A 17,919-nucleotide genomic window follows, 5' to 3' on the forward strand; every position below is an offset into this window, starting at 1 on the left:
TCGAACCCTAGTATTGAGTTCCTTTGTTGTACAGCGGGCGATTATCCACGCTCACCGTATCAATAATGGCGATCACAGCAGCATCGACTGGGCGGTTCTCGCTACCGGGAACCTGCCTCGCTGCGCTGCCGCGACTCACTAATACCCACTCATCGACCCCTGCGCCCACGTTGTCAGCAGCCACTTCATATAGCGGAAGTGGCTGCCCTTCTTCATCGAGAACCTGCACTAAGAGGAATTTTACGCCTCTGAGACTCGGCTCTTTCTGCGTACTGACAACAGTTCCCCGAACTTTTGCAATTTGCATCGGGGACTATGGACGGTTCAGCGGACGGATACCGCTCACGCTTTCACGGAACGGTTCAACTGCCTCGGTATAGCGAATCGGCAGCACGTACTCCAGGTTTTCGTGCGGACGCGCAATGATGTGAGTAGACAGCACTTGTCCACCGTTGACGCGCTTCACATTCTCAATTCCAGCCGCGACCGAAGCTTGCACTTCTGAAACGTCGCCCCGCACAATCACAGTCACCCGACCGCTACCGATTTTCTCGTAACCCACCAAGGTCACACGAGCCGCCTTGACCATTGCGTCTGCGGCTTCCACAACTGCGGGAAACCCTAACGTCTCGATCATGCCAACTGCAATAGCCATTGTAATTCTCCCTTCCAATCAAAAAACGATGTCAATTCAAACTCAAAGATCGCGCACATTTAACTTCGGAATTGTTCCACCGCTTCGGTGTATCGAATCGGTAAGACATATTCTAGGTTCTCATGCGGGCGCGCAATAATGTGACTTGATGCAGTTTCGCCTCCATTAACGCGCTTGACTGATTCCAGTCCCGCCGCCAAAGAAGCTTGCACCTCGGACACATCGCCCCGAACGATAACAGTCACGCGACCGCTACCAATCTTTTCATAGCCAACCAGGGTGACACGAGCGGCTTTCACCATTGCGTCTGCGGCTTCAACCACAGCCGGAAATCCCCGCGTTTCAATCATTCCCACAGCGATCGGCATTTCGTCTCTCCATAGATTGAAGTGGAACTAATTCAACATCGTAAACCAAAAGAGCGACGGGGATCGCCCATCATTCTTACTGTTGTCGAGTTTTCCACTGTGCTACTTCTTCAGAATAGAGTTGAGTCTGTCACTTGACAATATAATGTTCTATGATAGTTGCAAATTCATGACATAAGCGGAGCTAATGTCTCTGATTGAAGTCGCTGGAATAACCTGAGTCAACATGTAACCATAGATTGATTTCAATCCGAAAAATCGAATCGTTAATAAATCATTAAAAGTCTATATAAATCCAAGCTAATCTCAATGATTGAATTTGTCTATCGTTCACATTTTACTTTTAAAGGGTTGAAGCGCTAAGCTGAATCCTAAGACTTTAGAGCGATTATTTTCGGTTTTGAATCCGGAAAATTATGTAAAGCTCCCCCAAGTTCAAGCGAATTTGGTTCGGGGAGCATTTTTAGCAAATTTCTAGGCGAAGAGTATGCAGCAGTCCCTAATCGAAACAAGCTGGTGGATTCCTTGCTACGGACTTCTAGGTGCATTTTTGACGCTGCCTTGGTCTGTGGGACTGATTCGGAAGACAGGTCCTCGTCCTGCGGCTTATCTTAATGTATTAACGACTGTGCTAGCGTTTGTGCATGGAATCGCACTGTTTGGCGCGGTCTGGGGACAGGAACCGCAGCATTTCGCCTTTCACTGGCTGCAGGCAGCAGATTTAGATTTGACGTTTTCGTTAGAGCTTTCTCCAATCAGTGTTGGTGCAATGGAACTGGTGACGGGCTTGAGTCTGTTTGCTCAGGTGTTTGCGCTGGGATACATGGAGAAAGACTGGGCGCTGGCGCGATTTTTTGGATTGATGGGATTTTTTGAAGGTGCAATGAGCGGATTGGCAGTGAGTGATTCGCTCTTTCTGACCTATGCACTTCTAGAAATGCTGACACTCTCAACTTATCTGTTGGTGGGGTTTTGGTATGCTCAACCACTTGTTGTGACTGCGGCGCGAGATGCGTTTCTGACCAAGCGGGTTGGAGATGTGTTGCTGTTGATGGGTGTTGTGGCACTGTCCGCGCTTTCTGGAAGCTTAGATTTTCCGGGACTTTATGATTGGGCAGAAAAGGCGGAACTGTCGCCTGTGATGTCGGCGTTACTGGGACTAGCGTTGATTTCAGGCCCAATTGGGAAGTGTGCCCAGTTTCCGCTACATCTCTGGCTAGATGAAGCAATGGAGGGTCCGAACCCTGCATCGATTTTACGGAACTCAGTTGTCGTTGGATGTGGCGCTTACGTGTTGATCAGGCTTCAGCCGATCGTTACGTTGTCGCCTGTCGCTTCCACTGCTCTGGTGACTTTAGGAACGATGACTGCGATCGGAGCTTCTCTGGTTTCTCTCGCTCAAATTGACATGAAGCGGGCATTGTCTCATTCCACCAGTGCTTATCTCGGATTAGTCTTTATTGCGGTCGGCATTGGCTGGACGGATTTCGCCTTCATTCTATTGTTTGCTCATGCAATCGCAAAAGCGCTTCTGTTCATGAGTACCGGATCAATCATCATGACCACAAGTTCTCAAGACATCACCGAAATGGGCGGCTTGTGGTCAAAAATGCCTGCGACAACCACTGCGTTTCTAACAGGTTCAGCCGGATTAGTGGGGCTGTTTCCGCTGGGTGGGTTCTGGGCATTGCAGCGCGGAATTGATGATTTTTGGTATGACAAGCCTTGGCTAGTCGTGGTCGTGCTGGCGGTGAATACACTGACCGCTTTAAACCTGACGAGAGTTTACCGATTAGTGTTCATGGGTAAGGCGCAGCCAAAAACTCGACGCGCTCCAGAAGTTCCCTGGCTGATGGCTGTGCCCATGGTGTCACTAAGTGTTTTAACCTTGATGATTCCGATCGTCCTCAATACTTTGAACCTATTGCCTCATTGGGAGATTATGAATTGGTCAGCAGCAGGACTGTTGATCCTGTCTGGAATCGCGGGTACAGCGTTGGGATTTGCAATCACGTTGAATTATGCTTGGATTCGTCCCGTTCAAGCCCCGCTCCGATTTCTTCAAGATTTGCTGGCGTATGACTTTTACATAGATCGTTTATATCGCGTCAGTGTGGTTCTGGTTGTGAACGCGATCGCTCAATTTAGCGCCTGGTGCGATCGTTACGTAGTCGATGGAGTGGTCAACTTCGTCGGATTGGCTTCAATTTTTAGCGGCGAGACTTTGAAATATAGTGCTTCGGGACGATCACAAGCTTATATGCTGACTATTTCGCTTGTGGTTGGCTTGTTAGGTGCGCTTCTAACTTGGTCGATGTGGTAACTCTTTCTAAAGAATGACTTATGTTGAGTGCGTTGATTTGGATACCGATTTTGGGTGCGATCGCGATTGGACTGTTGCCGAGTTCGATTTCCGATCAATCTGTGAGAAGAACAGCGATCATAACCGTTAGCATTGCCTTAGCTGTGTCGCTCTGGGTTGCGGCTCAGTTTGATGTGATTAATATCGGACTTCAGTTTCAAGAAGATCTGCCCTGGCTGGAACCGCTGGGACTGACTTACCGACTAGGGTTAGACGGTTTATCGCTGCCGCTGATTGTCCTGAATTGCTTTTTGACCCTGATTGCGCTGTTTTCCACGCCTCCAGCCGTTCAACGTCCTCGGCTTTATTACTCGTTGATTTTAGTCATTAATGCTGCCGTTGCTGGAGCATTTCTCGCTCATAACTTATTGTTGTTCTTCTTGTTCTATGAGTTAGAACTCATTCCGCTTTATCTACTCATTGGAATTTGGGGAGGAGCAAAGCGGGGTTATGCTTCGACGAAGTTTCTGATCTACACGGCGGTTTCAGGAATATTAATTCTAATTGCATTTCTAGGTTTAACTTGGTTAAGCGGCGCAACCTCGTTTGAATACAATCCAGCATTAACCGAAGCACTGCCATTAACATCACAAGTGATATTGCTGGGCGCGATTCTAATCGGATTCGGGATCAAGATCCCGCTGTTTCCGCTACATACTTGGTTGCCCGATGCTCACGTTGAAGCTTCTACGCCAATCTCAGTGCTGCTTGCAGGGATACTGTTGAAGCTTGGAACTTATGGATTGCTGCGGTTTGGATTGCAGTTATTTCCGCAAGCTTGGGCGGTATTGGCCCCGTATCTGGCGATTTGGGCAGTCGTGAGTGTGTTGTTTGGTGCATTTACTGCGATCGCTCAAACCGATATGAAAAAGATGGTGGCTTACAGTTCAGTCGGGCACATGGGATTTATCCTTCTCGCTGCCGCAGCCGCAACACCGCTGAGTCTGTTGGGCTGTGTGTTCCAGATGGTGAGCCACGGTTTGATCTCCGCGCTGCTATTTGCCCTAGTCGGCGTAGTCTATACCAAAACAGGAACCCGTGACATTACCGTTTTAAAGGGATTGTTAACTCCAGAGCGAGGCTTACCGATCGTTGGTAGTTTGATGATTTTGGGTGTGATGGCGAGTGCTGGAATTCCAGGAATGGTTGGGTTTATTTCGGAGTTTCTGATATTCCGGGGAAGTTTCATCGCATTCCCAGTGCAAACACTGCTCAGTATGATTGGCACAGGTTTGACGGCGGTTTACTTTTTGCTGTTGGTGAATCGCACCTTCTTTGGGCGGCTGCCGGATCAGTTTGCAAATCTGCCACCGGTGTCTTGGTCGGAACGAATTCCTTCTCTTGCGGTAGCAGCTTTGATTGTGCTGCTAGGTTTGCAACCCAGTTGGCTGGTGCATTGGACTGAGACGACAACGACTGCAATGTTGAGCGAATATCCAACGATCGCAGTTCATTCCGCCCCAACTCAATCTCATCCCGTTTCGGTCTTACCGTTGGAGTAACTATGGTTGTCGCACGTTCAAAATCCTCGCATCCGTTAGCCGATATCATTGAGCGCATCGAGTCAGGCGGCGCACTTTTGCCGGAATCGCCCACGAACTTGATTGAAGTCGTTGGCGTTCTTAAAAGCTATGGCGTTGTTTTAGGTGCTTACTCTCGCAATCTCGAATTTATTGCTGAGAATCAGTTTTTAGTGTTGTTTCCATTTTTCAAGTACTTCGACGGAGACATCTCAACGAAGAAGCTTTTAAAGCATTGGTGGCACGATCGCATTAACTACGAGTTCTCTGAATACTGTATGAGAGCAATGCTGTGGCATGGTGGCGGCGGATTGGATCGCTATGTCGATAGTCCGGAGTTTGTCGAACTTGCACAACAGGCAATTCAAGCAAAGATCAAAAGCAATTTCTTTATCCGAGGTCTGTCGCAAATCTTCCCAAACTTTCTGCTCGAACAAGTGCGATTGTCCTGTTATTACAGTGCACTTGGGCAATTTTGGACAGTGATGAGCGATATGTTTCTCAAACTATCCGATCGCTATGACAACGGTGAAATCGAAACGATTCAACATGTTGTTGATCATGTGAAAGCGGGATTGGTGAACAACGCAGCGTTGCCGATTACTTATGCAGTGAAGATTGGCGGTCGCACTTACGAGATCATTCCAGAGTCAGCAGGCTTACAGTTTTTGATGGATACAGCAGTGCCTTATGTCGAAGCTGTGTTCTTCAAATCTTTTCCGTTTATGGGAACGGTTTCCTACAATGCTCAAGCGCGACAAATTCCGCTAGAGCAAGAACGCTTCTCTTATGGTGCGCTGTATGCTGATCCGTTGCCGATTGGTGGAGGTGGAATTCCGCCGACTTTGCTGATGCAAGACATGACGCATTATCTACCCGAATATCTGCTCGATTTTTATCGACAATTGCCCAGAGGTGAATCGGATATACGCGTCAAAATCTGTCTCAGCTTCCAAAGATCGATGTTTTGTGTGACAACCGCCGCGATTTTGGGATTGGCTCCTTATGCGATCGACACTCAAGATCCAAAAGAACAGGAGGAAAATCGCAAATACTTAGAAGGCTGGATGGATAAACTGATAGAGTCACGCCTGATTAGTTTTCAAGCTTGCCACGTTTTATGAGTCAACAAATTAGCGGCATCATTCAAGCGGGATACGGGGTTGCATCCGGAAGAACCGACAGCAGCCCCTATCCTAAAGGCACGATCGAGATGCAAACTCCATTTTTCAAGCAGTTGGGACTCGATCTCACACCATTTTTTCCGGGTACTCTCAATGTCAATATCAGCCCGAACGAATTTGAACTAATATCGCCTCTACATACATTTAGAAATGTGCAATGGGCGGAAGGATTTGATCCGGAAGATTTTTCTTTCACGCCCTGCCAAATTATCCATCAGAACAAAAGCTTCGACAGCCTGATTTACTATCCGCATCCAGAGACAAAAATTGGGCATTTTCAGAATCCGTCGATTGTAGAAGTGATCGCTCCGCTCATTTTCGATCTGAAATATGGCGATCGCGTTACGCTCAGCGTCGATCCTCGGCAAGTGCGGATTCTTGAGAGATAGACTTTTGGCAATGAAATCTGATCGTAATATTAATCGATTAGTCGATGAATAATTTCTGCTATCACCATAAAGTTTTTCAATAGTTAAATTAAATATTGATAATAATTGATTCAGACAATTCCAATCATAGGTAGTAGATTATAAGCCTTGCGAGAACTGGATTTCAGCGCCTCACCCAAATGGTCCCCTGTGTTCCTTTCAATGCTTAAGTGTGATAAACATTATAGTTACTACAGAGTGTTTAAGAATTTGTAAAATAAGTCCCAGAGCGCTGTTGCGGTGAGTTGGGCACTGCTTGTCTCTGGCAGACATTCTCTCATTCATTTGATTTCGATTCAGCTTGCTATCTAGAGGTGAATTTCGATGGCTCACCCATTGCTTCAAAGCATTTGGTTAATCCCTTGCTACGCTCTTCTTGGCGCTATCCTTTCTGCGCTTTGGTTTCCGGGTATTACTCGACGGACTGGACCACGCCCATCCGGATACCTCAATGCGTTCATGTCTATGGCGACATTCTTGCACGCTGCGTTCGCGCTGCCTGCAATTTGGGGACAGCCTCCCCAGGAGATTTTGATTCCCTGGCTGGATGTTGCGGGACTGAATCTGACGATCCCGATCGAGATTTCCACCCTTAGCGTGGGTGCGATCGTTCTCGTTGCTGGAATTAACCTTCTGGCGCAGACTTACGCTTTCGGCTACATGGAAATGGATTGGGGTTGGGCACGATTCTTCTCGCTGCTCGGCTTGTTTGAAGCGGGAATGACCGCCCTCGTTCTATGTAATTCCCTCTTCTTTAGCTACTTTATTCTGGAAATCCTAACGCTTGCCACGTATCTGCTTGTCGGCATCTGGTTCAATCAGTCCCTTGTAGTGACAGGTGCGAGAGATGCCTTTCTGACCAAGCGGATCGGGGACTTGTTCTTGCTAATGGGGGTGGTTGCGCTTTTGCCGATCGCAGGAACCTGGAACTTTAATGAACTGGCAGAATGGGCACAAACGGCTCAAGTTGATCCGAAGGTGATCACCCTCGTGGGCTTGGCATTGATTGCAGGTCCAATGGGTAAATGCGCTCAATTTCCTCTGCACTTATGGCTAGATGAAGCAATGGAAGGTCCGGTTCCGGCTTCAATTTTGCGGAACTCCGTCGTAGTTGCAACTGGTGCTTGGGTGATGTACAAGCTTGAACCTGTTTTAGCACTGTCTCCAACGGTTCTAGCGACCACGGTTTTTATCGGTGCGGTTAGCGCGATCGGTGGCTCATTGATTGCGATCGCTCAAATTGACCTTAAGCGGACACAATCCTATTTAGTCACCGCTTACATGGGCTTGGTGTTTATCGCGATCGGAACTCAGCAACCCGAAGCAGCTCTGCTGCTCGTATTGACTCATTCGCTGGCATCTGCATTGATCATCATGGGCGGTGGCGCAGTCGTCTGGAACAGCATCACCCAAGATGTCACTCAACTCGGAGGCTTATGGTCGCGCCGTCCGGTTTCAGGCTTTAGTTTCTTGATTGGTTTGGCTGGATTAGTCGCGCTCCCTCCGTTCGGTGGATTTTGGGCGGCGCTAAAAATTGCACAAGGTGTTTGGGAGACTCAGCCCTGGATTGTTGGAATTATTTTGCTGGTGAATGCGTTTGCAGCATTTGGAATCACACGAGTCTTCTGTTTACTCTTTATGGGTGAAGCAAAGCAAATGGCTCAACGATCCCCAGAAGTTCACTACTGGATGGCGCTGCCGATGATTGTAATGATGGGCTTTACGCTGCATCTGCCGCTCATTCTTGAAGCTTTGGATCTTCTACCAAGTTGGGCAGACATTAATACCGACGTTGCACTTTTGCTGATCTGGTCAACGATTACAGGCATTGCTTTAAGCGCGATCGTCTATACCAACAACAACATTGCAAAACCCGTGGTTCTTCCCTGGAAAGGACTGCAAGACCTGCTGGCCTATGACTTCTACACTCCGAATCTGTATCGCAGCAGCATTGTTTTCGTCGTTGCGCTCGTTTCTCAAATCACATCCTGGTTTGATAAATACCTCGTGGACGGAGGACTGAATCTCTTTGGTGTTCTCACCCTGTTTAGCGGTCGGAACCTGCGATACAGCACCTCCGGTCAATCGCAGTTCTATATGCTGACGATCGTGTTCGGAATTGCCTTGATCAGTGTATTGCTGAGTCTGCCATTCCTCTCGCATGTCACAGTCTCGCTTTTCCCACAGAACACCACCGAAATTGTCATGAGTGTTCAGCGTTAAGCGCCATTTCAATTCTCTCTAGATTCTCAAGCTAAAGGAAAGTGTTCTATGCTGAGTCCGTTGATTTGGCTACCGCTGATTGGTGCGTTAGTCATTGGGTTAATTCCTAAACTGTCTGCAAAACAAGCAAAATTGGGTGCGATCGCGGTTTCCGGTGCCGTTCTAGTTTGGACGATCGTGCTGATGCTCAACTTCGATTTGAGCCAGCCAGGGATGCAAATGCAGGAGTACCACACCTGGATTCCAACTTTGGGAATTAGCTACAGTTTGGCGATCGATGGATTGTCTCTGCCGCTCGTGGCGTTGGGCAGTTTGATTACGCTCGTGGTAGCTTCCAACAGCGAAGTTGGACTAAAACCCGGAGAAGCTTTACAGCGTCCGCAACTGTTCTACTCACTCCTCTTGATTGTGCATTCAGGGGTAGCGGGTGCGTTTCTGGCGCAAAACTTGCTGTTGTTTTTCTTATTCTATGAAGTCGAACTCGTTCCGTTCTATCTGCTGATTCTCATTTGGGGCGGACAGAAGCGCGAATATGCTGCGATGAAGTTCCTGATTTACACGGCGATTTCAGGCATTTTGATTTTAGCAGCATTTCTAGGCATCACTTGGTTAGGTCATTCTGCAAGCTTTGACTACAGCGACATCAACACAGCGGTTCTGCCTCAAAAAGCTCAGTTAATTTTGTTGACCCTTTTACTGATTGGATTTGGGATCAAAACTCCGCTGGTTCCACTGCACACTTGGCTGCCTGATGCTTATGTTGAAGCTTCGACTCCGGTTGCTATCTTGCTCGGTGGAATCTTAGCGAAGCTTGGAACCTATGGGTTAGTTCGATTCGCGCTAGGAATGTTCCCAGAAACGTGGAAGCTGATTTCACCTGGACTTTCCATCATTGCAGCCGTTTCAATTCTCTACGGTGCATTGTCGGCGCTGGCACAGCATGACATTAAGCGGATGGTAGCATTTAGCTCGATCGCTCATATGGGCTATGTATTGCTCGGAGCGGCGGCGCTAACCCCGCTGGCAATGGTCGGTGCAGTATCGCAAATGATTGCACATGGTTTGATTCTGGCGCTGCTGTTCTATCTCGTGGGCTTGGTCGAATCGAAGACGGGAACCCGCGATCGCGACATTCTCAACGGGTTACTCAATCCCATTCGAGGATTACCCCTCACCAGCGCCTTGCTCATTCTGGCTGCAATGGCGAGTGCTGGAATTCCGGGACTTGCTGGATTTGTAGCTGAGTTTCTCGTATTCCAGGGTAGCTTCTCAACTTTCCCGGTGCAGACCTTAGTGGCAATCCTTGGAACGGGGTTAACTGCGGTTTATTTCGTCATCCTGCTGAATCGGACTTGTTTCGGAAAGCTTGACAATCGCACCGCCTACTATCCCAGGGTTAAATTTACTGAGTACGTTCCAGCACTCGTTCTGACGGCGTTGATTTTCTGGCTCGGTATCCAGCCGACTTGGCTAGTGCGCTGGAGTGAGCAGACAACGAAAGCACTCGTTACAGCCGCAGTCCCTCAAGTTGAGCAGGTTGCATTTAATTCTGTCGATCGTTCTTAAGTTCGCGCCACTGAATCAGGAGAGAATTCGCTATGAATATGCCCGCTCCCACTAAAACCAAGCTTCCTCCCTCACAGCACCCGTTTGCGGAAGTGATTCATCGCCTCGAAGCAGGCGGCGCAATGCTTCCCGACACGCCTGAAAACCTGATGCAGATTATTGGGCTGTACAAAGCGTATGCAGTGCCAATGGACTTCTACTGGCGCGATTTGCTCTACATTGGTGAGCAAGTGTTCCTCAATCCGCTACCCGTCTTTAAGTATTTCATCTCGGATGAGTACATGAAGCGTCACAACCACTATGCAGGCGACGATGCAGATTTGCGAATTTGGCGCGGTACCGCAGAAGCGCATCCAGAACTGATTGAGTTTATGGAAAAAGGCGAACTGAACAAGAAGTTACCCCGCGCCTTGCATCACCTCTGGCACGATCGTATCAATATGGAGTTTGCGGAAGAGTGTATGCGGGCAATGCTGTGGCACCGAGGCATGTATGTTCCGGTGAATCAGTTCGATCCGTACCTCGACAGCGATGAGTACAAGGCAAACGCCGATCGAGCAATCAAGGCATACTTCCGTAAGAATCCGGTAATGGCAGGCTTGTACAAACTGTTCCCCGATATGTTCTTAGAGCAGTGCCGTCAAGCTTCCTATTATGCGAATCTCGGATTGTTCTGGGAAGTCATGGCTCCGGTGTTCTTCGAGATGTCGGACTTGTACGATGAAGGCAAAATCGCGTCGGTTCCACAAGCGATGGACTTCTTGGTAAATGGAATCTTCGCGATCGCAGGTCGCCCAATCTATCACCACGTTTACATTGATGGTGAATGCTACGAAATCATTCCCAAATCGAAAGGGTTTACTTGGCTATACGAAGCAGCTTTACCTTACGTGGAAGCTGTGTTCTACAGAACATCTCCGTTCCGAGGTACGAAGTCTTATAATGCCCAAGCAGGACAAGTTCCATTTGATCAGAAAGACTTCCATTATGGTGTTCTGTACGCAGATAAATTTCCGGTTGGAACCGCTGGAATTCCGCCGACATTCTTGGCTCAAGATATGCTGCATTTCTTGCCACCTTACTTGGTGGAATATTACAAGCAGCATTGTCGAGGTGAAGACGATATGCTGGTGCAGCTCGCCGTCAGTTTCCAGCGATCGATGTATTGCGTCACCTCTGCGGTAATTCAAGCGTTGCGAGCTGCATTGCTGTATCCGCTCGATGACACCAATCCAAATCACCTGATGGCAAATCGACGCTTCTTTGAATCGCAGCTCGATCGTTTCTTACGCCCTGAGTCGCGAATTCGTGAGATTCAGAGCCAAGACTACCGGTAATTCAAGACTTTGCGGTTCGTTCTGATATTTCCAAGCGAACCGCAAATTCAGCAGGCACACAAGAAAAACGATCGCGGTTCCACGATCGTTCTCTCATTTGCTTGATTCTTATCCCATCAAAATTACGGTATCAATCACGTGAATGACACCGTTATCTGCTTCGATGTCAGCTGCTAGAACCGTTGCATTCTTTACCTCAAATCCATCCTCGAAGTGAAATGGAATGGGTGATCCTTCAAGTGAAGTCACCGAGCCTAATTTCTCCAAGTCTGCTTTCATGTACTTCCCTGAAGCAACGTGAAACGTCAGGATTCGGGACAGTTGCGGAATATTTTGGACAAGCGTTTGAATCGTTCCGGGTGGAAGCTTTGCAAAGGCATCGTCATTCGGCGCGAATACGGTAAAAGGCCCTGGACTTTTGAGCGCATCCACCAAGTTTGCCGCCTTTACTGCGGTTACAAGGGTGTTAAATGAGCCAGCGCCAACTGCAATATCAACAATATCTGCCATAGTGCGATCTGAGGATAAAGGGTAACGGAAAGAGCGTGACAGAACGTTTACGTGACAGAACGTTTAACTGTAGTCACCCCACTGAACTTTACAATGAGAAGGCTCTTTTGGTTGTTAAAGTTCTGTTGCGTTTCGCCAGTGTGAGAAAGCGTTCGATTTATGATCCGCAAACCATAAGAAAAGCGTTACACGCGATAGACCTGAAGGGGTAGAGCTACAAACTGCGACAGAGTACAGCGAACTCACTCCAACAAAATTCTGATTCGTGTAACGCCAAATTGGAAGGGAGCATATGCTCTTGTGTATTATCATAACTACAAAAGCTATAAGGAAAAATCGCTGTTCTCTATAAGTTTCATAGAACTGATTCTATACAGCGATTTTGTTACCTCGAATAAATGCAAGTTTTGACCGTTTGTTGCGATCGTTTCTCAAATCAGGAGAGTTTATTTTGCAGAATGCTACATTGCACCAGTTAAAGGTTTTTGAAGCGGTTGCCCGCCATAGCAGTTTTACCCGCGCTGCTGAAGAACTATTTTTGACTCAGCCCACGGTTTCGATGCAGGTAAAACAGCTATCGAAAACAGTTGGTTTGCCCTTGTTCGAGCAGGTCGGTAAACGCTTGTATTTGACAGCAGCCGGAAAAGAACTTTATTCGACCTGTCGCGATGTATTTGAGCGTTTAGAGCAGTTTCAGATTGCGATCGCTGATCTCAAAGGCCTTAAACAAGGGACGCTTCGCCTTGCTGTAGTTACAACCGCGAAATATGTGATTCCGCGTATTTTAGGTCCGTTCTGCCAGCGCTATCCCGGAATTGATGTTTCGCTGACGGTGACGAATCATCAGTACGTCCTTGATAGTTTGGCGGATAACCGGGATGACTTGTACATTCTCAGTCAGCTTCCGGACGATTCAGAGGCGCACTGTGAACCCTTCATGGAAAATCCGCTGGTTGTGCTTGCACCGAGAAACCATCCGCTCACTAAAGAGAAGAATATCCCACTGTCTCGGATTTCTGAGGAGCCGTTTATTATGCGGGAACCAGGGTCTGGAACGCGCAAAGCCGTTCAAAAGCTGTTTGATGCTCAAGGTCTGCCGATGAAAGTCAAATTAGACTTAGGAAGCAATGAAGCGATTAAACAAGCGATCGCAGGCGGGATGGGTTTGTCGGTGTTGTCGAAGCATACGTTAGCGCTGGAAGGAGTTAACAATCAGCTTGCCATTTTGGATGTTGAAGGCTTCCCGATCGAGCGGTATTGGTATGTGGTGCATCCTTCTGGCAAACAGCTTTCTGCGATCGCGAAGGCGTTTTACGATTACCTGATGAACGAGGGCAAGCGAGTGGCTGAAGAGACTTCTGTTTTAGGCGTGTTGGAAAAGGAAAAAGTAGAGGTGTAGAAAAGGTGGGAGAGTTTGCTATGCAGGTGTAGCAAACTCTCCTTCAGTCACTCAGGCAGCTTATATTGGCTCACAATCTTTTTGGCATAACCGGGAACGTGCTGTTCTAGCTTTTCAGGATGATTGCGTTTCACATATAGATAGTTGCGAGTGAAATGCGAATCGATCGAGAATCGAGCGTACTCTAATCCTTTCGGGCCAATTTTCTCGATCACAACACCCATCAGCTTTGCTGCCCACATGGGTAACGTCACGCCTTTATCGTATGCAGGAATACTCTGCTGAACCGCTTGACGGCGATCGCCCTTTGACATCACCGGCTGAGTTTGAATTTGATCTTGAACTAAATCAAGCATTTCTTGACCCCGATCGTTTCTGACCACAATCCATTGCCAGCCGAATGGCGCACCCATATATCCCACAACCAAATCCGCGAGTGAATTCACATAGTCAAAGCAGCTTAAACACGAGGGCGCAAACACATCTTTGAGTTGGTTGGTTTTCAAGCCGAAGAACGGTACTAATTCGGTTGAGCCATCCTCGTGCTTGAAGTGGACTTGGAAATCCTGCATGAATTCGTAATACACGACCGTTTCAGGCGATCGGCTGGTGGTATCCAGAAATTTCTGTAAGCCTTCGCGGGTGACATTATCGGTACAGGGCGTTCCTAATACATACAGCTTTTCTAGCCCTAACTCTTTCTCAACTGCCCGCAGAGCCTGAATTTGACATCCGACTCCAATCACTAGAAGCCGTTTCATTCCTGACTGTTCGATTTGCTCCAAAACCGAAAGATTCGGCGAAAGCGTCGGCTTGTTGACTCGTGCTGCCAGAATTTCTTCAGGAGTTGTTGCAATAATCGGGTGCGGCTGAAAGCGATCGTCCTTCGTGTTTTGCACACAGACTACGCCTTCTACAAGTCCGCGGGTCAGCATCTCAATGGCGATCGTGCTCACAATTCCTGTCCACTGTGCCCCCGCAATCGGCTCAGTTTTGCGGGCTGCCATCATCTCTTGATGCACCCCAAAATACAGATCGTCCGCATTCTCTAGATCTCGACTGCGCCCGTGGGTCTGTTCTTCTAGGGAAGGAATTTGTTGATTGATGAACGCACAAGCTTCCTTCACATAATGAATATAGTAGGTATCACAGAGTCCACATTCACTACACAGTTCTTTCGCAGGACGGCGACTCGAAGGTTTGAGCGCTTTTGCTTTTTTATGAGGAACCAGGGTCATTTTTGAAAGATTGAATTTGATCGCTATTGATCACAATAACTCAGGACTGTCACCCAGTTTGGCGATCGCGCAGCAAATCCATAGACTGTGATAATTCAAAATAATCTAATCTGCACAGGTTGATGACTCTCTGTAGAAGTAGCGGAGTTCAGCATAATTCTGTATTAAAACTTAACAAAAACCAGCCCTTAGATAGAGTTCTGAACTGATTTTTTTCCTTGTAAACCTCTGACTGCGGGTAGACCGAGAATTGCAGCAACTCAGTCTAGAATTGTTTCAGCAAAATAAATCTGCAATTGAGCGTAAAGATTATATTTCTATTGGAGTAGCCAAGATGGATAAGATTCGAGTTGTACTGATTGAAGATCATGATCTGACTCGGTTTGGTATTCGTGCGCTCCTGAAAGAGCAAGGAATCGAACTGGTCGGAGAAGCGCGTGATGCTCGATCGGGATTAAACCTGATTCGCTCGGTTCAGCCGGATATTGCCATCGTAGATATTGGCTTACCCGATATGACAGGAATTGAGCTGACCCAGCAGTTTAGAGCCGAAGCCGAGTCACCGACCACCAAAGTCTTGATCATGACGATGCACGATGATGAGGAGATGGTGTTGGCAGCGTTTGCCGCAGGCGCAGACTCATACTGCATGAAGGATATCACTGGTAGCCGTTTGGCAGAAGCCATTCAAACGACCGCAGAAGGAAATGCTTGGATCGATCCAGCGATCGCTCGAATCGTTCTCTCCCAAGTGAAAGTTGGACAGCCTGCTGCTGCTACAACCGTCACGATCAATCGGCTTTCCTCCGAAGACAGCGGCATGATCTCAGATTATCCGCTGACGACCCGCGAACTCGATGTGCTGGAACTGATTGTAGACGGGCGTAGTAACGCTGAGATTGCGGAGCGGCTTTACATTACGATCGGAACTGTGAAAACGCACGTTCGTAACATTCTGAACAAGCTGTGTGTGAACGATCGGACTCAAATCGCAGTCCGAGCATTGCGGGCAGGATTAATCAAATAGTTCGGGTGTAGAGCGGTTATTTTGTTAGGCTCAATTGCACTGTAAGCTCAACTTGATCTGCATTAACTCAAAACATCAGCTTTCCGTCTGGTTTAGGAGCAAAGCTGATGTTTTTTTTAGAAACTGTTCAACTGTGATCTATTGTGATGTGATCTTTTTCGAGCCTACAGATTCTTGTCAGCAGAGTTCAGCAGTTTTTCAGGCGGATTGAGTCGATCGTCTGCGGCTGCAATAGCGCACAAGGGCAATAAATAAGCCGATTCCAACCAGATACTTTAATGGATCAGGAACAATTGGACTCGGTGAGAAAAAACCTTCAATTACCCCCGCTACGATCAACAGTGGAATTACACCAAACATTAACTGTGCGGCTTTCACGCTATAGACCTTAATGGCATCAATACGGCGGTATTGTCCTGGAAACAGAATGCCGCGTGCAATTAGTAATCCTGCGCCCCCAGAGAAGAAGATGGCTGGAAGTTCTAGCGATCCATGCGGAAAAACAAATGCCCAAAATGGAAACGCGAGATTGTTCTGAGCCACCAGTGTTCCTACGCCACCGATTAGCAAGCCATTCATAAACAGGATAAACATCGTAAAAACCCCGATCGTCATCCCTCCAGCAACCGCTTTGAACGTCACGCCCAAATTATTCGTCATAATCTGGCTGGCTGCGGTCGGCTCACTGCCTAAAATCGAACCCATCCAGAGTTTGCCTTCGTCGCGGACTGTCCGAATCAGATGATCAGGCACGACCAATGCAAGAAATTGCGGGTCTCGCCACGAAAACCACCACGCAATTAATCCACCCAAGAGAAACAATCCGGTTGCGATCGCCGTATACGCACTCGTTTGCTGTATGACTTCCGGTAAGCCCCATTTGTAAAAGTCGATCGCACTTTTCCACTCTTGTTTACGCGATCCCTGATACACCTGGCTATACCCGCGAGAAGTCAAACGCTGGAGATCTTGCACGATCGTATGACCAACCAGCGTTTGATGAGTCCGCGCTCTAGCAAGATCAGCCGAAACCGATCGATATAGACTTGCAAGCGCTTTGATCTCTTCGGTTGAGAGCGATCGTAGTCCGCGTTTTTCAATGCGCGTTAGCAATTCGTCTAGCCGTTTCCAGTTTGGCTCGCGTCGAGCAATCCAGCGTTTTACATTCATAGTTTTGTGAAAAAGAGGGGAGCGTTTTTACCAACCTCGCCTAAGATAGCCTCAACCTTTCTGGTGATTCATTCACGTTGAGCTTATGTCTAATCTCAATCCAACTAACCCAATTCAACCGCTCAGCGTTGGGGATGTCGTTAGCGCGGGTGTTCGCATTTATCGCTCTAACCTCAAACGCTATTTGATTTTAGTCTTGAGATCCTACCTCTGGATCTTTGTTCCAATTTATGGATGGGCAAAATCTGCTGAAATTTCTGGACGCATTTCTCGCCTTGCTTATCAGGAGTTGATTAACCAACCCGAAACACTGACAGAAGCAGAGCAAAAAACGAAACCGCAACTTTGGAACTTTTTTGGGGCTGCTTTGCTGCTGGGTCTGATTTATACCGGGCTGTACATGGCATTCGCGATCGCATTTCTCATCCTAATCGGTCTAACCGCAGTATTTGTAGCAGCAAATCCGGTATTAGGTTTAATTGGTGGACTGTTGATGGCAGCATTGGTGATTGCAGCGATCTTCGTATTCATTCGAGTATTCTCACGATTGTTAATCTATGAAGTACCTTTAGCGGTTGAAGAGAATGTCGATGCAACAACTTCTCTAAGTCGAAGTTGGAATCTAACCAAGGGTTCAATCGGTCGAATTCAGTGGATTGTCATCGTCGCGTTTCTGCTGACGTTAATCGTCAATATACCAAGCCAAATTGCCGGGGCAGCAATGCCTACAGGCGATACTGTTGATCCGGGTGTGGCAGCGATCGCGCTCTTGCTGTTTGTCGTGGTGAGTTTGGCATCAAGTGCGCTGATCACACCGTTTTGGCAGGTGATTAAAGCTGTGATTTATTATGACTTACGATCGCGTAGAGAAGGCTTGGGCTTAGAGTTGCGCGATCGCGGCTAAATTGGGCATGGCTGAGACATTCCTCGAA

At 47.7% G+C, this 17,919-nt stretch carries 16 protein-coding genes; 10 read left to right on the top strand and 6 right to left on the bottom strand.

Annotation, left to right across the window (positions count from 1 at the left end):
- Positions 1 to 7: 7 nt before the first annotated feature.
- The 3 genes from NC980_RS09020 to NC980_RS09030 are packed head-to-tail and all read right to left on the bottom strand — an operon-like array spanning position 8 to position 1,023.
- Positions 8 to 307: a EutN/CcmL family microcompartment protein gene (locus NC980_RS09020; RefSeq protein WP_190375520.1), complete on the bottom strand. Its 300-nt coding sequence runs from the start codon at positions 305 to 307 to the stop codon at positions 8 to 10.
- A 6-nt stretch (positions 308 to 313) separates the two neighbouring features.
- The gene (locus NC980_RS09025) at positions 314 to 655 is read right to left on the bottom strand and encodes a carbon dioxide-concentrating mechanism protein CcmK (protein WP_017290237.1); all 342 of its coding nucleotides are present in this window, start codon (positions 653 to 655) and stop codon (positions 314 to 316) included.
- A gap of 59 nt (positions 656 to 714) precedes the next feature.
- Positions 715 to 1,023 carry a carbon dioxide-concentrating mechanism protein CcmK gene (locus NC980_RS09030; RefSeq protein WP_190375521.1) on the bottom strand — a complete coding sequence of 103 codons (309 nt, stop codon included), beginning with the start codon at positions 1,021 to 1,023 and terminating at the stop codon, positions 715 to 717.
- Between the two features lie 487 nt (positions 1,024 to 1,510).
- Here NC980_RS09030 and NC980_RS09035 point away from each other — a divergent pair, with 487 nt between their 5' ends.
- The 7 genes from NC980_RS09035 (at position 1,511) to NC980_RS09065 (ending at position 11,643) form a co-directional block, all read left to right on the top strand.
- Positions 1,511 to 3,346, top strand: coding sequence for an NAD(P)H-quinone oxidoreductase subunit F (locus NC980_RS09035; RefSeq protein WP_190375522.1), 1,836 nt, complete (start codon positions 1,511 to 1,513; stop codon positions 3,344 to 3,346).
- Positions 3,347 to 3,366: 20 nt separating this feature from the next.
- Complete coding sequence (locus NC980_RS09040; protein WP_190375523.1) at positions 3,367 to 4,887, top strand: NADH-quinone oxidoreductase subunit M; 1,521 nt, start codon at positions 3,367 to 3,369, stop codon at positions 4,885 to 4,887.
- Positions 4,888 to 4,889: 2 nt separating this feature from the next.
- On the top strand, positions 4,890 to 6,029 hold the full coding sequence (locus NC980_RS09045) for a CO2 hydration protein (RefSeq protein WP_190375524.1): 1,140 nt from the start codon (positions 4,890 to 4,892) through the stop codon (positions 6,027 to 6,029).
- Complete coding sequence (locus NC980_RS09050) at positions 6,026 to 6,478, top strand: hypothetical protein (protein WP_190375525.1); 453 nt, start codon at positions 6,026 to 6,028, stop codon at positions 6,476 to 6,478. Before NC980_RS09045 ends, NC980_RS09050 begins: the two co-directional genes overlap by 4 nt.
- Before the next feature lie 363 nt (positions 6,479 to 6,841).
- Positions 6,842 to 8,740 carry an NAD(P)H-quinone oxidoreductase subunit F gene (locus tag NC980_RS09055; protein WP_190375526.1) on the top strand — a complete coding sequence of 633 codons (1,899 nt, stop codon included), beginning with the start codon at positions 6,842 to 6,844 and terminating at the stop codon, positions 8,738 to 8,740.
- A 48-nt stretch (positions 8,741 to 8,788) separates the two neighbouring features.
- Positions 8,789 to 10,306, top strand: coding sequence for an NADH-quinone oxidoreductase subunit M (locus tag NC980_RS09060; RefSeq protein WP_190375527.1), 1,518 nt, complete (start codon positions 8,789 to 8,791; stop codon positions 10,304 to 10,306).
- 32 nt (positions 10,307 to 10,338) lie between these two features.
- Positions 10,339 to 11,643 (top strand): CO2 hydration protein, encoded by a 1,305-nt coding sequence (locus NC980_RS09065; RefSeq protein ID WP_190375528.1) that lies wholly within the window; start codon positions 10,339 to 10,341, stop codon positions 11,641 to 11,643.
- Between the two features lie 108 nt (positions 11,644 to 11,751).
- Here NC980_RS09065 and NC980_RS09070 read toward each other — a convergent pair whose 3' ends face one another.
- On the bottom strand, positions 11,752 to 12,153 hold the full coding sequence (locus NC980_RS09070) for a fasciclin domain-containing protein (RefSeq protein WP_190375529.1): 402 nt from the start codon (positions 12,151 to 12,153) through the stop codon (positions 11,752 to 11,754).
- A 451-nt stretch (positions 12,154 to 12,604) separates the two neighbouring features.
- Here NC980_RS09070 and NC980_RS09075 point away from each other — a divergent pair, with 451 nt between their 5' ends.
- Positions 12,605 to 13,552 carry a LysR family transcriptional regulator gene (locus NC980_RS09075; RefSeq protein ID WP_190375530.1) on the top strand — a complete coding sequence of 316 codons (948 nt, stop codon included), beginning with the start codon at positions 12,605 to 12,607 and terminating at the stop codon, positions 13,550 to 13,552.
- Positions 13,553 to 13,599: 47 nt separating this feature from the next.
- On the opposite strand, the gene NC980_RS09080 is transcribed toward NC980_RS09075, so the two are convergent.
- Complete coding sequence (locus tag NC980_RS09080; RefSeq protein ID WP_190375531.1) at positions 13,600 to 14,790, bottom strand: Coenzyme F420 hydrogenase/dehydrogenase, beta subunit C-terminal domain; 1,191 nt, start codon at positions 14,788 to 14,790, stop codon at positions 13,600 to 13,602.
- A 334-nt stretch (positions 14,791 to 15,124) separates the two neighbouring features.
- Here NC980_RS09080 and NC980_RS09085 point away from each other — a divergent pair, with 334 nt between their 5' ends.
- A complete protein-coding gene (locus tag NC980_RS09085; protein WP_190375532.1) occupies positions 15,125 to 15,817 on the top strand; it encodes a response regulator transcription factor in 693 nt (230 codons plus the stop codon).
- A 198-nt stretch (positions 15,818 to 16,015) separates the two neighbouring features.
- Here NC980_RS09085 and NC980_RS09090 read toward each other — a convergent pair whose 3' ends face one another.
- Positions 16,016 to 16,987, bottom strand: a complete 972-nt coding sequence (locus tag NC980_RS09090; RefSeq protein WP_190375533.1) for a stage II sporulation protein M — start codon at positions 16,985 to 16,987, stop codon at positions 16,016 to 16,018.
- A gap of 85 nt (positions 16,988 to 17,072) precedes the next feature.
- Between NC980_RS09090 and NC980_RS09095 the strand changes: the two genes are divergently transcribed.
- On the top strand, positions 17,073 to 17,891 hold the full coding sequence (locus NC980_RS09095; RefSeq protein WP_190375534.1) for a DUF975 domain-containing protein: 819 nt from the start codon (positions 17,073 to 17,075) through the stop codon (positions 17,889 to 17,891).
- Positions 17,892 to 17,919 lie beyond the last annotated feature (28 nt).

The sequence above is a fragment of the Leptolyngbya sp. AS-A5 genome (genome assembly GCF_039962495.1).
Classification (GTDB): domain Bacteria; phylum Cyanobacteriota; class Cyanobacteriia; order Leptolyngbyales; family Leptolyngbyaceae; genus Leptolyngbya.

Bases quoted from the DNA above. Each gene is read 5' to 3' on its own strand.
- NC980_RS09020 (WP_190375520.1), bottom strand. From the start codon at position 307: ATGCAAATTGCAAAAGTTCGGGGAACTGTTGTCAGTACGCAGAAAGAG.
- NC980_RS09025 (WP_017290237.1), bottom strand. From the start codon at position 655: ATGGCTATTGCAGTTGGCATGATCGAGACGTTAGGGTTTCCCGCAGTT.
- NC980_RS09030 (WP_190375521.1), bottom strand. From the start codon at position 1,023: ATGCCGATCGCTGTGGGAATGATTGAAACGCGGGGATTTCCGGCTGTG.
- NC980_RS09035 (WP_190375522.1), top strand. From the start codon at position 1,511: ATGCAGCAGTCCCTAATCGAAACAAGCTGGTGGATTCCTTGCTACGGA.
- NC980_RS09040 (WP_190375523.1), top strand. From the start codon at position 3,367: ATGTTGAGTGCGTTGATTTGGATACCGATTTTGGGTGCGATCGCGATT.
- NC980_RS09045 (WP_190375524.1), top strand. From the start codon at position 4,890: ATGGTTGTCGCACGTTCAAAATCCTCGCATCCGTTAGCCGATATCATT.
- NC980_RS09050 (WP_190375525.1), top strand. From the start codon at position 6,026: ATGAGTCAACAAATTAGCGGCATCATTCAAGCGGGATACGGGGTTGCA.
- NC980_RS09055 (WP_190375526.1), top strand. From the start codon at position 6,842: ATGGCTCACCCATTGCTTCAAAGCATTTGGTTAATCCCTTGCTACGCT.
- NC980_RS09060 (WP_190375527.1), top strand. From the start codon at position 8,789: ATGCTGAGTCCGTTGATTTGGCTACCGCTGATTGGTGCGTTAGTCATT.
- NC980_RS09065 (WP_190375528.1), top strand. From the start codon at position 10,339: ATGAATATGCCCGCTCCCACTAAAACCAAGCTTCCTCCCTCACAGCAC.
- NC980_RS09070 (WP_190375529.1), bottom strand. From the start codon at position 12,153: ATGGCAGATATTGTTGATATTGCAGTTGGCGCTGGCTCATTTAACACC.
- NC980_RS09080 (WP_190375531.1), bottom strand. From the start codon at position 14,790: ATGACCCTGGTTCCTCATAAAAAAGCAAAAGCGCTCAAACCTTCGAGT.
- NC980_RS09085 (WP_190375532.1), top strand. From the start codon at position 15,125: ATGGATAAGATTCGAGTTGTACTGATTGAAGATCATGATCTGACTCGG.
- NC980_RS09090 (WP_190375533.1), bottom strand. From the start codon at position 16,987: ATGAATGTAAAACGCTGGATTGCTCGACGCGAGCCAAACTGGAAACGG.
- NC980_RS09095 (WP_190375534.1), top strand. From the start codon at position 17,073: ATGTCTAATCTCAATCCAACTAACCCAATTCAACCGCTCAGCGTTGGG.